The sequence below is a fragment of the Bartonella sp. AP9QHHD genome, from assembly GCF_042195625.1.
Lineage (GTDB): Bacteria > Pseudomonadota > Alphaproteobacteria > Rhizobiales > Rhizobiaceae > Bartonella.
This window is the reverse complement of sequence record NZ_JBHIOP010000086.1, coordinates 1-13821: the sequence shown is the minus strand read 5'-3', so window position 1 is coordinate 13821 and position 13821 is coordinate 1. Positions and strand designations below refer to the sequence as shown.

Annotated in this window: 15 protein-coding genes and 2 pseudogenes; 15 read left to right on the top strand and 2 right to left on the bottom strand. The window is 45.2% G+C overall.

The features are described 5' to 3' along the window. Nucleotides 1-88 precede the first annotated feature (88 nt). The 14 genes and pseudogenes from ACFIK4_RS06790 to ACFIK4_RS06725 all read left to right on the top strand — a co-directional run. Complete coding sequence (locus tag ACFIK4_RS06790) at nt 89-1117, top strand: phage protease (protein ID WP_375638677.1); 1029 nt, start codon at nt 89-91, stop codon at nt 1115-1117. Continuing rightward, a complete protein-coding gene (locus ACFIK4_RS06785; RefSeq protein WP_375629485.1) occupies nt 1114-1455 on the top strand; it encodes a hypothetical protein in 342 nt (113 codons plus the stop codon). The genes ACFIK4_RS06790 and ACFIK4_RS06785 overlap by 4 nt, the downstream gene beginning before the upstream one ends. A gap of 12 nt (nt 1456-1467) precedes the next feature. Beyond that, on the top strand, nt 1468-2433 hold the full coding sequence (locus ACFIK4_RS06780; protein WP_375633725.1) for a capsid protein: 966 nt from the start codon (nt 1468-1470) through the stop codon (nt 2431-2433). A gap of 15 nt (nt 2434-2448) precedes the next feature. Continuing rightward, nucleotides 2449-2871, top strand: a complete 423-nt coding sequence (locus ACFIK4_RS06775) for a gp436 family protein (protein ID WP_375612327.1) — start codon at nt 2449-2451, stop codon at nt 2869-2871. A 1-nt stretch (nt 2872) separates the two neighbouring features. Beyond that, a pseudogene (locus tag ACFIK4_RS06770) lies at nt 2873-3369 on the top strand (phage virion morphogenesis protein). After that, nucleotides 3366-3887, top strand: coding sequence for a hypothetical protein (locus ACFIK4_RS06765; protein WP_375662569.1), 522 nt, complete (start codon nt 3366-3368; stop codon nt 3885-3887). The pseudogene ACFIK4_RS06770 and the gene ACFIK4_RS06765 overlap by 4 nt, the downstream one beginning before the upstream one ends. Next, nucleotides 3884-4477: a baseplate assembly protein gene (locus ACFIK4_RS06760; RefSeq protein ID WP_375675556.1), complete on the top strand. Its 594-nt coding sequence runs from the start codon at nt 3884-3886 to the stop codon at nt 4475-4477. Before ACFIK4_RS06765 ends, ACFIK4_RS06760 begins: the two co-directional genes overlap by 4 nt. Nucleotides 4478-4489: 12 nt before the next feature. Then, complete coding sequence (locus ACFIK4_RS06755; protein ID WP_375650608.1) at nt 4490-4690, top strand: hypothetical protein; 201 nt, start codon at nt 4490-4492, stop codon at nt 4688-4690. Between the two features lie 3 nt (nt 4691-4693). Next, entirely contained in the window at nt 4694-5074 is a 381-nt protein-coding gene (locus ACFIK4_RS06750; protein ID WP_375613760.1) for a GPW/gp25 family protein, read from the top strand. Then, nucleotides 5067-5948, top strand: a complete 882-nt coding sequence (locus ACFIK4_RS06745; protein WP_375675553.1) for a baseplate J/gp47 family protein — start codon at nt 5067-5069, stop codon at nt 5946-5948. Before ACFIK4_RS06750 ends, ACFIK4_RS06745 begins: the two co-directional genes overlap by 8 nt. Beyond that, nucleotides 5948-7054: a phage tail protein gene (locus ACFIK4_RS06740; protein WP_375675551.1), complete on the top strand. Its 1107-nt coding sequence runs from the start codon at nt 5948-5950 to the stop codon at nt 7052-7054. Before ACFIK4_RS06745 ends, ACFIK4_RS06740 begins: the two co-directional genes overlap by 1 nt. 1 nt (nt 7055) lies before the next feature. Then, a complete protein-coding gene (locus tag ACFIK4_RS06735; RefSeq protein WP_375675549.1) occupies nt 7056-10199 on the top strand; it encodes a DUF4815 domain-containing protein in 3144 nt (1047 codons plus the stop codon). Between the two features lie 191 nt (nt 10200-10390). Then, entirely contained in the window at nt 10391-11782 is a 1392-nt protein-coding gene (locus ACFIK4_RS06730; RefSeq protein WP_375675547.1) for a Bgr_08870 family protein, read from the top strand. A 111-nt stretch (nt 11783-11893) separates the two neighbouring features. Further along, nucleotides 11894-12124, top strand: a pseudogene (locus ACFIK4_RS06725) (DNA adenine methylase); the annotation flags it as partial. A 97-nt stretch (nt 12125-12221) separates the two neighbouring features. Here the strand turns inward: ACFIK4_RS06725 and ACFIK4_RS06720 are convergent. Both ACFIK4_RS06720 and ACFIK4_RS06715 read right to left on the bottom strand, forming a co-directional pair. After that, on the bottom strand, nt 12222-12578 hold the full coding sequence (locus tag ACFIK4_RS06720; protein WP_375624310.1) for a type II toxin-antitoxin system HigA family antitoxin: 357 nt from the start codon (nt 12576-12578) through the stop codon (nt 12222-12224). After that, a complete protein-coding gene (locus ACFIK4_RS06715) occupies nt 12575-12889 on the bottom strand; it encodes a type II toxin-antitoxin system HigB family toxin (protein WP_317993618.1) in 315 nt (104 codons plus the stop codon). Before ACFIK4_RS06715 ends, ACFIK4_RS06720 begins: the two co-directional genes overlap by 4 nt. Nucleotides 12890-13053: 164 nt before the next feature. On the opposite strand from ACFIK4_RS06715, the gene ACFIK4_RS06710 reads away from it, so the two are divergent. Further along, nucleotides 13054-13821 (top strand): phage tail sheath subtilisin-like domain-containing protein (locus ACFIK4_RS06710; protein ID WP_375675544.1); only part of this gene is annotated, 768 nt, incomplete at its 3' end.

The window sequence follows — 13821 nt, the reverse complement described above, 5'->3', positions numbered from 1 at the left end:
CTCTTTTGACTGACAGTGTCAGACTTATGGTGGGAGTAAGTTTCATGCATTGTATTGCCAATGACAATTGTAAAGCAATAGGCAATGTATGGAACAGGAATTTCACGAAGATCAAAAAGATGGGGATGCAGAAACATTTCATGCTGCGTTAATAGATCTCTGTCCAGACGTTTTATGCCAAGACATTTCATGTGAAGACGCCACCGTTAGCCAAGCGCCTGAATGGGTAGAGCTTTTGCCCAAAGCGCCCCATGTAAAGGCACGTGATGGACGACAATGGCATTATAACCCGCAAACTATTTTAAAAGCCTTTGCAGCCAATAAAGGACCGCTTGTGATTGATTATGAGCATGGGCAACATCACCGTGCGAGAAATGGTTTAGAAGCACCTGCCAGTGGCTGGATTGAAGAATTAGCAGAGCGGGATGGTGCGATTTGGGGGCGTGTTAAATGGACCGATATGGCCGCTAAAAAGATTGTTTCCCAAGAATATCGCTATCTTTCACCTGAGTTTCGCCATTCCAAGAAAGGTGAAATTTTAAATTTAGCAGGTGCTGGTTTGGTGAACCGTCCAGCCCTTGTCATGACGGCTTTAAGCCGTGAACAGCCTTCCCCTATAACTTTGACGGAGAAAATGATGGATTTTACAGCCATTGCCAGTGCACTATCGCTGGCAGAAGATGCTAAAGCGGATGAGGTTTTAGCAACGCTTAAAGCGCGCGAAAAGGAACGCGTGGAATTAAATGCCCAATTAACAAAAGCGCGAGAAGATTTAGCGCTTTTGCAAGAAGAGCAAAAAAACAGTGCCATTGAGAGTCTTTTAGACAAGACCATTGAAGAGGGCAAGATTTTGCCGGCTGCTCGCGAGGAATATCGTGCGCTCTGTAGCCTTGAAGGGGGGATGGAGCATTTTAAAAGTTTGGTCGAGAAGTTGCCGGCGCTTGCCTCAACAAGCCCTTTAGAAGTGTGTGCCTTAGCGCAAGAACCAAAGCTTGCGCCAGAAGAGGTTGCTGTTGCGGCACGCCATTATAAGGAAGAGCAGAAGCAAAAAGGTTTCGACATCACCATTAGCCAAGCAGTTGATTATATTTGCGAACAAAAGGAGCGCCAATCATGAGTACGATGATTTTAATTAAATCTTTTCGCGCCATAGATGTGATTTCACCTTATTGCATTGTTGCAGCGCGCGGTGACGGAATGGTGGCAACGGCTTCTGGTAAGGGTGATAAATTATTAGGGACTGCTGGGTCATTGAGTGCAAAGGCTGGTGAGATGATTGATGTTGGCCAATGTGGTTGGGGCGAAGTGGTTTGTGGAGGCAATGTTTCCTTTGGTGATTTTTTGACCTCTGACCCAAAGGGGCACGCCATAAGGGCAGAAGCAGCAGATCGCACCATTGGTATTGCCATGAGTGATGGTTCTGCTGGTGATGTTATTTCTTTTAAAATTAATTAATCGAGGCATATGATGAACAGACCTTTTCCCATTGATCCAACACTCACCGCTATTGCTATTGGTTATCGCAATCCAGCAGGTTCTCTTATTGGCGATAGAGTTTTGCCACGCGTTTGTGTTTTAAGTGAGGTGTTTAAATATAGTGAATTTCCCTTAGCGGAAAATTTTACCGTGCCTGAGCTTGAGATAGGGCGGAAAGGGCGCCCGAATGTGGTGGAATTTTCTGCCTTTGAACGGGAAGCCAGTGTCAAAGATTACGGACTTGATGATCTCATCCCCAATTCAGATATTGAAGCAGCGGCACGCGCACGGGCAGAAAAGCGCTCTCGTTATAACCCCGAAAAGACAGCTGTAGAGGGACTTGCCAATTTGCTAGAATTGGGGCGTGAAGTGCGTGTGGCAGCTCTTGTGCAAAGAAGTGAAAATTACGCACCAGAGCGGGTGATTACGCTTAAGGGTGAAAATAAATTTAGCGATTATGAGAAATCTGATCCTTATGCTGTTTTAGATGAGGCGATGGATAAAAGTCTCGTCTATACGCCCAACACCATTGTGATGGGCAAAGTTGTTTGGTCAAAACTCAAACGTCATCCCAAAATCATTAAAGCCGTTAAAGGGGGTGGCACTGCTGATGGTTTTGTCACCAAGGCGCAATTTGCTGATCTGATGGAAATACACCCCGATCGTTTACTCATTGGTGAATCGCAAGTGAATTTGGCACGTAAAGGGCGTTCGGCACAATTGGCACGCGTGTGGGGCAATAAGATTGCACTGCTTTATATTGACCCTACCAAACAACAGGCAGATGGATCGGTGATCAGTTGGGGCTTTAGCGCCCAGTTGGGCGAGCGTTTGTCTGGAGTGATCCAAGATCCAGATATCGGCTTGTCGGGTGGTAAACGGGTGCGTGTGGGGGAACGGGTGTGTGAATTGGTTGCCGCAAAAGATGCCGGTGTTTTGTTGCAAGAAGTTGTCTAAGGGAAACTTTTAAACATGGCTTATGCAAGCAAAACATTGATTGAAGAGCTCTGGGGTGATGACTTCTTGGATGATTTGTGTGGGATGGATGAGAACTCTGATCCAGTTTTTTCAGAGCAAGCCATTGCCCGCGCGCTCGAACAGGCAAGTGGTGAGATTGATGTGCATTTGTCTCATCGCTACTCAATCCCCATTGCTGGACAGCCAGCGGCTCTGGGTATGATCTGTGTCAATATTGCTGTTTATAATTTAGCCATACGCCATACGGCACTGACCACGACTATTGAAGATCGTTACAAACAGGCGGTTGATTTGCTGAAACGTATTGCCGAAGGCAAAGCGGGTTTAGGCATAGATGAACCTAAAATTATGAGCGAAGATGGTCCCGTGCGTGATGGGGCTTTCTTCCATGCCAAGCCGCGTTTGATGGGAAGATAATATGTCTGTTGCAACCCATATTGAGATTAAAGAGACAGGGCTTGAAGCGGCTTTATCCTTTTTGCAAAAGGGAGCTGATCGCTCGATGGGGACTTTGGCACAAGGGGTTGGGCGTCTCATTCAAGAAAGCACAAGGCGGCGGATTCAAAGTGAAAAAATGTCTGCTCAAGGAGAGAAGTGGAAAAACAATCATGCCCGCACCTCCATTCTTTATGCCAGTGGGGCGCTTTCACGCTCCATTGATATGAGAAAGCTTCACCAGAACAGGTGATTGTGGGCTCTGGGTTGGTTTATGCGCGGATTCATCAATTAGGTGGGGTTATTCACCCGAAAAATGGCAAGACACTGCGCTTTTTTCTTAAAAGCGGCAATGCACACCGCTTTGTTTGTGTGCATCAAGTGACCATGCCCGCACGCCCTTATTTGGGGCTTTCAGAGCACAATAAAGTGGAAATTGTCAAAGCGACAGAAGACTGGCTGGAAAGGGTCTTTGCATGAGTCAAACGATTAAAAATGCTGGGCGCATTAATCAGTTTCGTGAAGCGGTGATAAGAAGCCTTAAAGGCGCTTTACCGGATGTGCGTGATTGCGGCTGTCAATTTGGACGTTTTAACTTAGAAGAGCTTGAAACACAGATGCTGGTGGCTCCAGCAATACGGGTTGCGGTGTTAGAAAGCCGTTTGAATCCTGTAGCAAGTGGACAGATGAGTGCTGATCTTCATTTAGGGGCTTTTATTATTACCACAGGTAAAGAGCGTGATGTTTCCAGTTGGCTTTTAGCAGAAGCCATTGCGGTGCTTTGTCATAGCGGGCAATTGTGGGGACTAACGCATTTGAGTGCCCCGCGTGAGGTGCAAATTGAACCGATTATCTCTGCGGCGATTAAGCAGCGTGGTGTATCGATAAGCGTGGTGGAATGGCACCAAGATTTGCATCAGTTGGGACAGGATATTTTTTGTGATGAGGGACAACTCAAAAGTGGTTTGATTTCATGGGACAATGAGGTGGGGGCATGAATGATGCACATCTCTTAAGTGATACCTTTCGACAAATCATGAAGCGTCTTGATGCCCTTGAACGCTGTCTTGCCAACCAGCACATGATCGGGCGGGTTGTGCAAGTTGATGGCCATAGGGTGCGGGTGAAACTTTGCGAACAGGGTTCTAATGGACAAGCGGTTTTATCGCCTTGGCTACAAGCGCAAGAAGCGGCGGGGGCTGTTTCCAGCAATATGCCCCTCCATGTTGGTGACCCGGTGCGGTTGTTAAACCCCCATGGCGAAATTGGTTCTGCTTCTCTGGTGGTGCGCGATAGCTATAGTGAGGATGCGCCTAATCCCGCACGCTCTTTCCAAGAACTTGCTCTGTGTTATGCGGGTGGCGCTTTGCGTATCACGAAGAATGAGCTCATTCTCTCCCATGGGGAAAACCAAATCCATTTGAGTGAAAAAGGTTTGGTGCTTTCTCATCAAGCAACCCGTGTTGAATTAACGGGCAGTGTGCATATTCAAGCAGAAGATTTACAGCATAATCAAAAATCTGTTGGCGCAAGCCACAAACACGGTGGGGTCAAAATGGGTCCCTCCACAACCTCTTCCCCTCTTTAAAGGAGTTTTATCATGCGTGAGAACACTTATGTTATTTTAACCAATGCCGATTTTGTTGCAGGCAAGCGTTCACCAGGCAAGGGTGAGGAAATTTGTTTAAGTGAGGAAGCGGCTAAATATCCGTTGCTGCTTGGTCAGATCGCTGAAAAACCAGCCCCTGTTGTTTCTGCGGCCCCAACGGTCTCTACCACAAAGACAAGCAAAGGGGCATAAGCCATGCGGTGCGGGATGAGCGAAAAGGATGGCTCTCTTTTATATGGCTTTGCGCATTGTCAACAGTCACTTCGTAAATGTCTGACGACAAGAATTGGGACACGGGTTTTGCGTCGTCATTATGGATGTGATGTTGGAGCATTCCAAGATGCCAATGCTGATCCTGCGACGATGATGCAGCTTTATCAAGCAATTGTTGAAGCACTCGATGATCCAGAGTGTGGAGAGCCTGGGTTTTCGTTGCAGAGGATTGATCTGACAAAAGCAACGCGTGAAGGCACGTTCCATTTTGTTTTAACGGGTGTTTTTTATCCCAATGGGCATTTGGGGGATTGGTCACACCAAGAGCCAATGAGCATCAATTTAGAGGTTGGTGATGACTGAGTTTGAACCTTTATCCTTTTCACAGATTCCCCCTCCACAACTCCCTCTGCCACAAATTATTGAAGAGCTTTCTGTTGAAGCAATTTTAGAGCAAAAGATCACGCGTTTGACTGAGCTTTTTGCAGCGCATCATATTCCTTATAATGTGGAAAAGACGGCTTATGATCCCGTGGTCATTCAATTGCAAGCGTCCGCTTATGAAGAGTTGCTATTGCGCCAGCGAATTAATGAAGTGGCGCGGGATAATTTACTCACATTTGCGCGTGGAACAAGTTTAGATCATTTGGGGGATTTTCATGGGGTCACGCGCCTTTTGGATGAAGATGATGAGCGTTTGCGCCGCCGCATTCGCTTGAATAGACAAGGACATTCCACAGGTGGCACAGCGCCACGTTATCAATATTTTGCCCTCTCAAGCGATATCCATGTCAAAGATGCTTTTGTTTATCGTGAGGGTAAAAGTCCGCTTATTCATGTTGCGCTTTTTAGTGACGCTCCTTCAGGGGTGGCTGATGAGGCTTTAATTGCAAAGGTGCAAGCAGCCCTTGATGCCCCCCATGTTAAAATGACCAATGACCACATCTTTGTGAAAAGCGCGGTACAGCGGATGATCAATGTTTCTGCTGATTTTTGGTTGTTACCGGATGAAGGCTCCTTTGTTTTGGAAAGAGCGGAGCAGAATTTAAGAGCAGAATGGGCGCGTGCGCAAAGGCTTGGGCGTGATTTGTCTTTAAGTTGGATACTAAGCCGCTTGATGGTTGAAGGCGTTCACCATGTAAACATAACGCAACCTTGTGAAGATATTTTGGTCGCACCTGATGAAGCTGTAGCTTTGGGGGATATTGTCTTGTCTGAACGGGGGCGTGCTTATTGATGCTTTCCTCACTTTTGCCCCCAAATTCGAGCTTGTTTGAACATTGTTTTGCAGAAGCAATGGCTTTTGACCCTCACGTTAAAACGGCACTCGAAGAAATACCACGCGCGAAATTTATCACGCGTCCGCCTTCTTGGTTGCCCTTTTTAATAGACGAATATGGCTTACAAGAATTAACCCCTTATTTCTCTAACCTTTATGATTTAATTGATCAGGGTCTTGCATGGCAAAATATTCGCGGCTCCCTTGCGGCAATAGAGATAGGGCTTGAATGGCTAGGGATTTCGGCACGCTTTATACCCGCTTGGACGGGGCGGGCATGGTGGAATTCCTTTCAACTTGATTTTGATCAGTTGCCTGAACGCAAAAGCCTTGAAGCCATTGAAGCAATCACAGATCTTTCCAAAAGTTTGCGCTCTGATTTTCGCCGTGGGACCTATGGTTATGATGTGCAAGCCTTGGAAGGCAATATGTCACGCCTTGATGACAGCATATTGGAGTATGAAAGCGGTGTTCACTTAACAGCTGGGGGCACTTTGTTTTCCTTTGGGCGCACAACAGAGATCAATCACACGCTCACAAGAGAAGAAGGCAGGCTTATTGGCAATTGGATAGATGATGGGGATGAAGAGTTAAGCTGGGATCAAATTGATTATCCATGGGATATGGCAAATTTTCCGTGGTGTTCGGTCAAAAAACATGAACGCGATATACTCATGGCAGAGTGGTTTAGCAACCGCACGCTTTATCTCGTGTTAAGAGACACCAAAGATGACGTGATTGGCACTCGCAGATGCTATGCTGTAGCACCTGTCGAACAGGCTTTGGATGGTGTGTACAGCCATTGTGGAAACAAATTTAACCCTTCTACAACCGGGACTCTGTTGTTTCTTGCAGCCCGCACAGATTTTGAAGATGTTGAGGACAAACAAGCCGCCTCTGTTTCCCTTCTCGTTCATGGCTCTCTTGCACAACAAACCCCTCCTGGCAAACTTTGGTTAGGATTTGGTGAACTACGTGGTGGTGTAGAGATACTCAAAACACCTATCAATATTCCTTTGCGTGCCGATGTTCGCGAACAATTCAAGATTTTATTGAGGTTTTAATATGAAGCATGAAAGTGGTTTACCCTTTGCAATTGACAGATCTCGCGGCAAAGAGGAACAACAAAGCGTGGTGTTTTATGGCACGCGTCCCTTTATTCAAAGTGGTGAACTCAATGAGGTTCAAACCATTATAAGGGGGCGGCATGACCGTTTGGGGCGCCTTGTTGCAAAAGAAGGAGACCGCATTGAACGGGCTGATGCTTTTGTCAACAAAGACACAAGGACCGTCACTTTAACGGATGGCAAGATTTATATTGCCGGTGATATTTTTTCCGTTGCACCAGCTGTACTCAACAATGTTGCCATGATTGGGCGCTTGGAAATTGGTGTGAAGCTGCGAAAAAAATGGATAACACACGAAGATGATCCAGAGCTCTTGGGGCAAGTCCCTGGCACCTTAGCAGAAGGAGAGCCTGGAGCGGCACGCGAAACAGCAAAGCTTGTTTGGGCACTAAAAGAGGATGCGCAGAATGGCACTTTCTTTCCGGTTTATATTTTACAAGATGGTGTTCTGATTGATCAAAAATCGCCCTCACTGCTTGAACCCGCCATGCAAGCCATTGCGACGTACGACCGCGCCCATGGACATTATATCGTGAGTGGCTGCCGTGTGAGCGCATTGGGAGCCAATAACGGTTGCCAAGTCTTTAGTATTCAAGAAGGAGAAGCCAATATCAATGGCTTTAAACGCAAGCGCCTTGCCGCCTTGCGCCATGAAGAACTCGAGGACTTTTCGACAAGCGTTGTTCCAAGCGAAACGCATATTTTTGCGCCCCCAAAAGGGAAAAACAGTTTCACCTTTAAACCCTATTATTTTCCTATTGCCGATATTCAATCTCTTTTGTTGACAAAAGAAAAGACCGTTAACGTCACCCGCGGTGCCGTTGCTGCTGGGCGTGATGGGGTGCCGGATAAAAGCATCACCTCTTTTATCAAAATTGTTCAAGGAACTAAGGAATTTAAAGAAGGAACGGATTTTAAAAAAACCGGAGACACCATTGATTGGGCACCGGTGGGAGACGAACCTTTAGCAGGGAGCAGCTATAAGGTGACTTATCGCTATCGCGCAAAAATCACGGCTGATAAAGTAACAGCGCAGGAAATCACTGTCTCAGGGGGTGCGGAGGGTGGTGATATTATCGTCAGTTATACTTACAAATTACCCCGCATTGACCGTATTGGTCTCAACACGGGGGGCAATGTGGTTTACATCAAAGGTATCTCAGTAGACCAACCCATGGCACCCAGTGTCCCTGATGATGTGTTGTCCCTTGCAACCATTACCAACAATTGGCTTGAAACGCCGGTTGTGGTCAATGATGGCACCCGTGTTGCCCCCTATGATGAGATGTGGCGCTATTTTCAACGGGTGCTTTCGCTTGACCGTCTCATGCAATTAGAGCGTATTAAAAGCAATGTTGACTCTAAAGAACCCGTTGCCAAAAAGGGCATGTTTGCAGACCCTTTTCTTGATGATAGTTACAGAGATGAAGGCTTTCAACAAACAGGTGCTGTAGGCAACGGCATTTTACAGCTTGCCATTGACCCAACATTCTATACTGCTCCTTTAAAAGCGCCTGTCACGCTTGACTGGACAAATGAAGTGATTATTGCGCAAGAGTTGACAACGGCTTGCGAAAAAATCAATCCTTATCAAAATTTTGCACCCCTGCCTGGTACAGTAACCCTTGAACCCGCAACAGACTTTTGGCATGAACAACGCACCGATTGGCTCTCGGGTATCACCAATCAAATCATTATGGGAAAACATCGCGGCAGTACCATACGTAGAACAGAAGTAAGCGATAATTTCATCAACACACACCAAGAACAAATCGACTTTTTAAGACAAATTACCCTTCACTTTAAAATTGAAGGTTTTGGCAGTAGCGAAATCTTGGAAAGTCTCACCTTTGATGGTGTGAATGTTTTACCAAAGAGTCTCCTTGTTGCCGATAGCAAGGGCACCCTTGAGGGCGCTTTCACGATTCCACAAAATATTACGGCTGGCACAAAAAATGTTGTGGCACGGGGAAAAGGTGGAACAATTGCAACAGGGCTTTTTACCGGTCAAGGTCTGATTGATGTGAAAGTGATGCGGCGCACCACCACGGTGAAGATATGGACGCAATTTGACCCACAAGCGCAAGTTTTTACCCCCGATGAAACACGGCAAATCACCGGTATTGACTTTCATCTTTGCAAAATCGGTAATGAGAACCATGATTTGGTGATTGATTTGGTGACCACAGAAAACGGCTATCCTACCGCCGATATTCAAGCGCAAAGCTTTTATTCTATGAAGGGCGCAAAGCTAGGTTGGGCAGAAGCACGCTATGATGTACCACTCCTTGTGATGGATGACCGCTTAACGGCTTTTGTCATTAAAACCGATGATGCTGATCATTCTGTCTCACTAGCAAAGCTTGGGGATTTTGATGCAGAACACCAGAGATACGTCTCGAGTCACCCTTACGTGACCGGTCCACGCTTTTCTTCTGTTAACGCACAAAGTTGGACAGCCCATCAAGATGAAGCCTTAGCCTTTCGAGTGCTGGCGGCACGCTACACACAAACAGAAAAAACCATTGATCTTGGCACTTTTGATCTTGTGGACTGCTCTGATTTACAAATACGCGCAGCCATTGAATTGCCTTCAAGCGATTGTTCTGTCATCTTTGAAATTGAAAGAAACAATGGCACGGTTTATCAACTCCTGCCCTTTCAATTGCTCAGTCTTACTGAATATATCAGTGAAAAGATAAAGCTTCGCGCTATTCTCAAAGGAACAGAGAAACTCTCACCCGTCTTGTTTGCGCCTGTTCAATTGATTGCGGGAAAGATCCATAAGGAAGCTACCTATGTCACGCGTGCTTTTGCCTTTGGTGAAAAAGCAAGATTGACCAGCTATATCAAAACCTTTTTACCAGGTGGTGCAACCTTTACACTCGAGATGCAACTGGATGATGGTGCTTACACCCCTTTGAAACTTGACGAAACAGAACAACTCGCTGAACCGCTTTGGACAGAACGAAAATTTGTGAGCAGTGACAAAACAGCCAAACAAGCGCGCTTGAAACTCACGCTTACCGGTGGACCTGCTGCGCGGTCCATGGTGAGTGATTTTGGCGCTGGCATATTATAATGGGAAAACAGAGATGACCAAAACCAAAAAACTCGACATGGAATTGCCTAAAGAGGGGCGTTTTATCAGTTCTGAATTCCCAATCTTGCGGNGCCAAACAAGCGCGCTTGAAACTCACGCTTACCGGTGGACCTGCTGCGCGGTCCATGGTGAGTGATTTTGGCGCTGGCATATTATGAGGGAAAACAGACATGACCAAAACCAAAAAACTCGACATGGAATTGCCGAAAGAAGGACGCTTTATCAGTTCTGAATTCCCAATCTTGCGGGAAAACTTGACCAAAATTGATCAGGCAATAGCCGATGTTGAGGACAAGGTAGACGAAAAAGCGCCTTCAAAACACACGCATACCATAAGCGAAATCACAAATCTAGAAAGCGCTCTCAATGGTAAAATGGCAGCGGATAAAACTTTCTCATTTGCTGATTTAAGCGATATCGAGGGTGCACACGATGCTGCCAACAATTATGTTCTCTATAAATCAAGCAACAATAACTTCACCTTTGGGAGTGCTGTCTCACTGTTAGGCGCACATCAACATAAAACCGAAGATATCGTGGGGCTTGATGATTTTAGAGCCAAGATCAATGAAGATCTCACAAGCTATGGTCGCTTAGCCAGCCCAAATGAATGGCAAAGTTATAATAAATTTACCAGTAAAGTCACCATGGGTGACGACTTGGAGATCTTGGGTAATGTATCATCTGACTTCTTCGGTCTTCTAAAAAGGAAAGTGGTTACCCGTTTAAGCACAAGTGGAAGTACGCTTAAAGGACCGCTTAAAGTTGATGATGATCTTGTTTATACCAAATCACAAGTGGATGCAGCCATCTTGGCACAGATAAAGAGTCTTAAAAAAGATTTGACCGATAAAATCACGAATTGGCCGGCTCTTGCTGATGCTGAATTGCTCTATACACAGGATGGAAAAATTCAATGGCCCGATTGGGTAACGGATAACACAAAAGTCGAAATCCAAGCATGGGGTGGCGGCGGCAGTGGTGGGGGTGGTTATTCTTATTACTTAGGAGGCGGTGGCGGCGGTGGCGGTTGTACGGTATGGTATGGTTATAAAGCGAGTTTAAAGGGTCATGAGAATATCACAATTGGTAAAGGAGGAGATTCTGTTTCTGGATGGAATGTAAAAGGTAGGTTTGGAGGAACAACAACCGTTGGCAAAAATTTTATTACGGCGACAGGAGGACATGGTGGTGGGGGTACTTACTCTTCTAGCACTCACACGGGATTTGGTAAAGATAATACTTCCTTCTATTCAGGCGATGGCGGTGCTGGAGGCGTGGGAGGAAACTTTGGTTTAGCAACGGATGAACATCTAGGAATTGCCAAAGGCGGAAATGGTTATGCTGGAACGAATGGAATTACGAGTAAAACAAGCGGTAATGGAGGCGATGCTGGAGGTGATACATCACGTGGTGGCTCTGGAGGAGTCGGCAAAGGTTCCTATAGTTCGGGAAAAGCAGGGCGTGGTTTTGGTGGTGGTGGTGCTGGCTCTCATGGAGATTCCTCTCCAAGCGGCGCTGGAGCTGATGGCGCTGTTCTTATAAGGTTATGGAAAGATTAAATAAAAAACCAAAAATAGCGCAAGTCAAATGGATAGCTTTTGTATGAGCAGGCTTATATGTTTTTAAGTCCTTTTATTGCTCTTTCAAAGCCCTTTAAAAGGGCTTTAACAGGCGTTGAGAATTGCTATGGCAAGGATTTGTTTAAGCGAGAGGATTACCAGACGATGTCCACACTGCTTGCACAATTAAAGGGAAAGTTTGTTCTGTCTCTCAATGATGTGCCAGAGATCCGAAAAACCTTTAGCCAATTTAAACTAAAAGAAGTGAATACATCTTATACATGTGGTTCAAATAATCCAATGCCGGCTCAAGAGCTGATCATCTCAAATTGCGATTTCTAAAACGAGAAATAATACATATTAAAGGGTCTTTAAATGATCTTTGAAGACCTTTTGAAACCCCTTAAAAATCTTTCAAAAAAATAAATTAGTATAAAACCTAAGCTATCAGACTTTCTAGTGGAATATTGAACTGTTGGTGCAAGTTTTTAATCATGCGCAGTGTTAATTTTCTTTTACCACTCAAGATTTCATAAACACGATTTAAATGACCAATCGCAGGAACGAGATCTTTAGCACTTAAGTTCATTTGTTCCATTCTAAATTTAATAGCTTCAATCGGGTGAGGAGGAGAAACAGGATAGTGTTCTGCTTCATACGCTTCAATCAACAACACAAGAACCTCCATTTGATCAAATTCTGGAGTATTCTCTTTAGGTTGATTGTCAAACATTGCAGACACAATTTCTAAAGCTTCTTGATACTCTCTCTCTGTACGAATTGGTTTGATATTCATTTCTTAAATTCCTTTAGTTCTACAGTATTAGCATCAATTGCATCATACTGTTTGTGTGTCCCTATAAATTTTATATAAAGCCAACCTGCTGGATAAAAGATTGAAACAACTAAACGATAATCATTGCCTCTAATATTAAAAACAACACGATTATTCTTTAATATGCTTGCATTTTTATACTTCTCTTTAATGTCATGAGGAGAACGCCACTGCGCATTTTTAGCTTCATCTACCCATGCTTTTAACGGTTGTTCAGCATCAGGATATCGAGCCCAAAAAGTTTGAAGTGTGGAGATTTTAACAATTTTCATAAGTTTATCCTGATTTTTATCAATCTTAGTACCATTTTGGGACCAAGTCAAGATATTTATAAAAAGAAAGTGCTTGTTGAAAACAAACCTTTCTCAAGAGCGGCTTTTTACCTCTCATTTTTCCCATTCATTTCATTAGCCAATATTTCAAAGGAGCATAAAGTATGGCAACAGGTTTTCTACACGGTGTTGAAGTTGTCGAGGTTGACGACGGCACCCGCCCCCTTCGCGCGGTACAATCGGCAGTTATCGGGATTGTTGGCACGGCGCCCGATGCAGATGAACAAGCATTTCCTCTTAATACACCCGTTTTGGTAACAGGCTCTCTTTCACAAGCCGCTAAACTGGATAAAACAGGCAAGCGTCAAGGCACCTTACCCAATGCCCTTGATCTCATTTTCAAGCAAGTGGGTGCCATTGTTGTTGTCGTGCGCGTGAACGAGGGTGACAACAAAAATGCAACACTCACCAATGTTCTTGGCGGTGTAAACGCAAATGGCGCTTATGAAGGTGTTCATGCTTTCATTGGAGCGGGGTCCATTGTAGGACAAACACCACGCATTCTCATCGCTCCAGGCTTTACACATCAACGCCCTTCCAGTGTGAATATTGAAGAGAATGGAACTGGTGCAACTGCCAACCCCGTAGCAGCAGAACTCATTGGCATTGCTGAACGCCTACGCGCCATTGTGGTGCTTGATGCACCCAACACAACAGATGAAGCAGCCCTTAGCGCAGCAAAGGATTTTGATTCAAAGCGCGCTATTATCGTTGATCCGTTTGTAAAGGTAAATCGTGATGGAAAAATTGTAGAACAGCCAGCAAGTGCAGCAGTTGCTGGTGTCATTGCTAAAACTGATTTTACACACGGTTTTTGGCATTCTCCTTCCAATAAAGTGATCAATGGCATTGTTGGTATTGCACGCCCCATT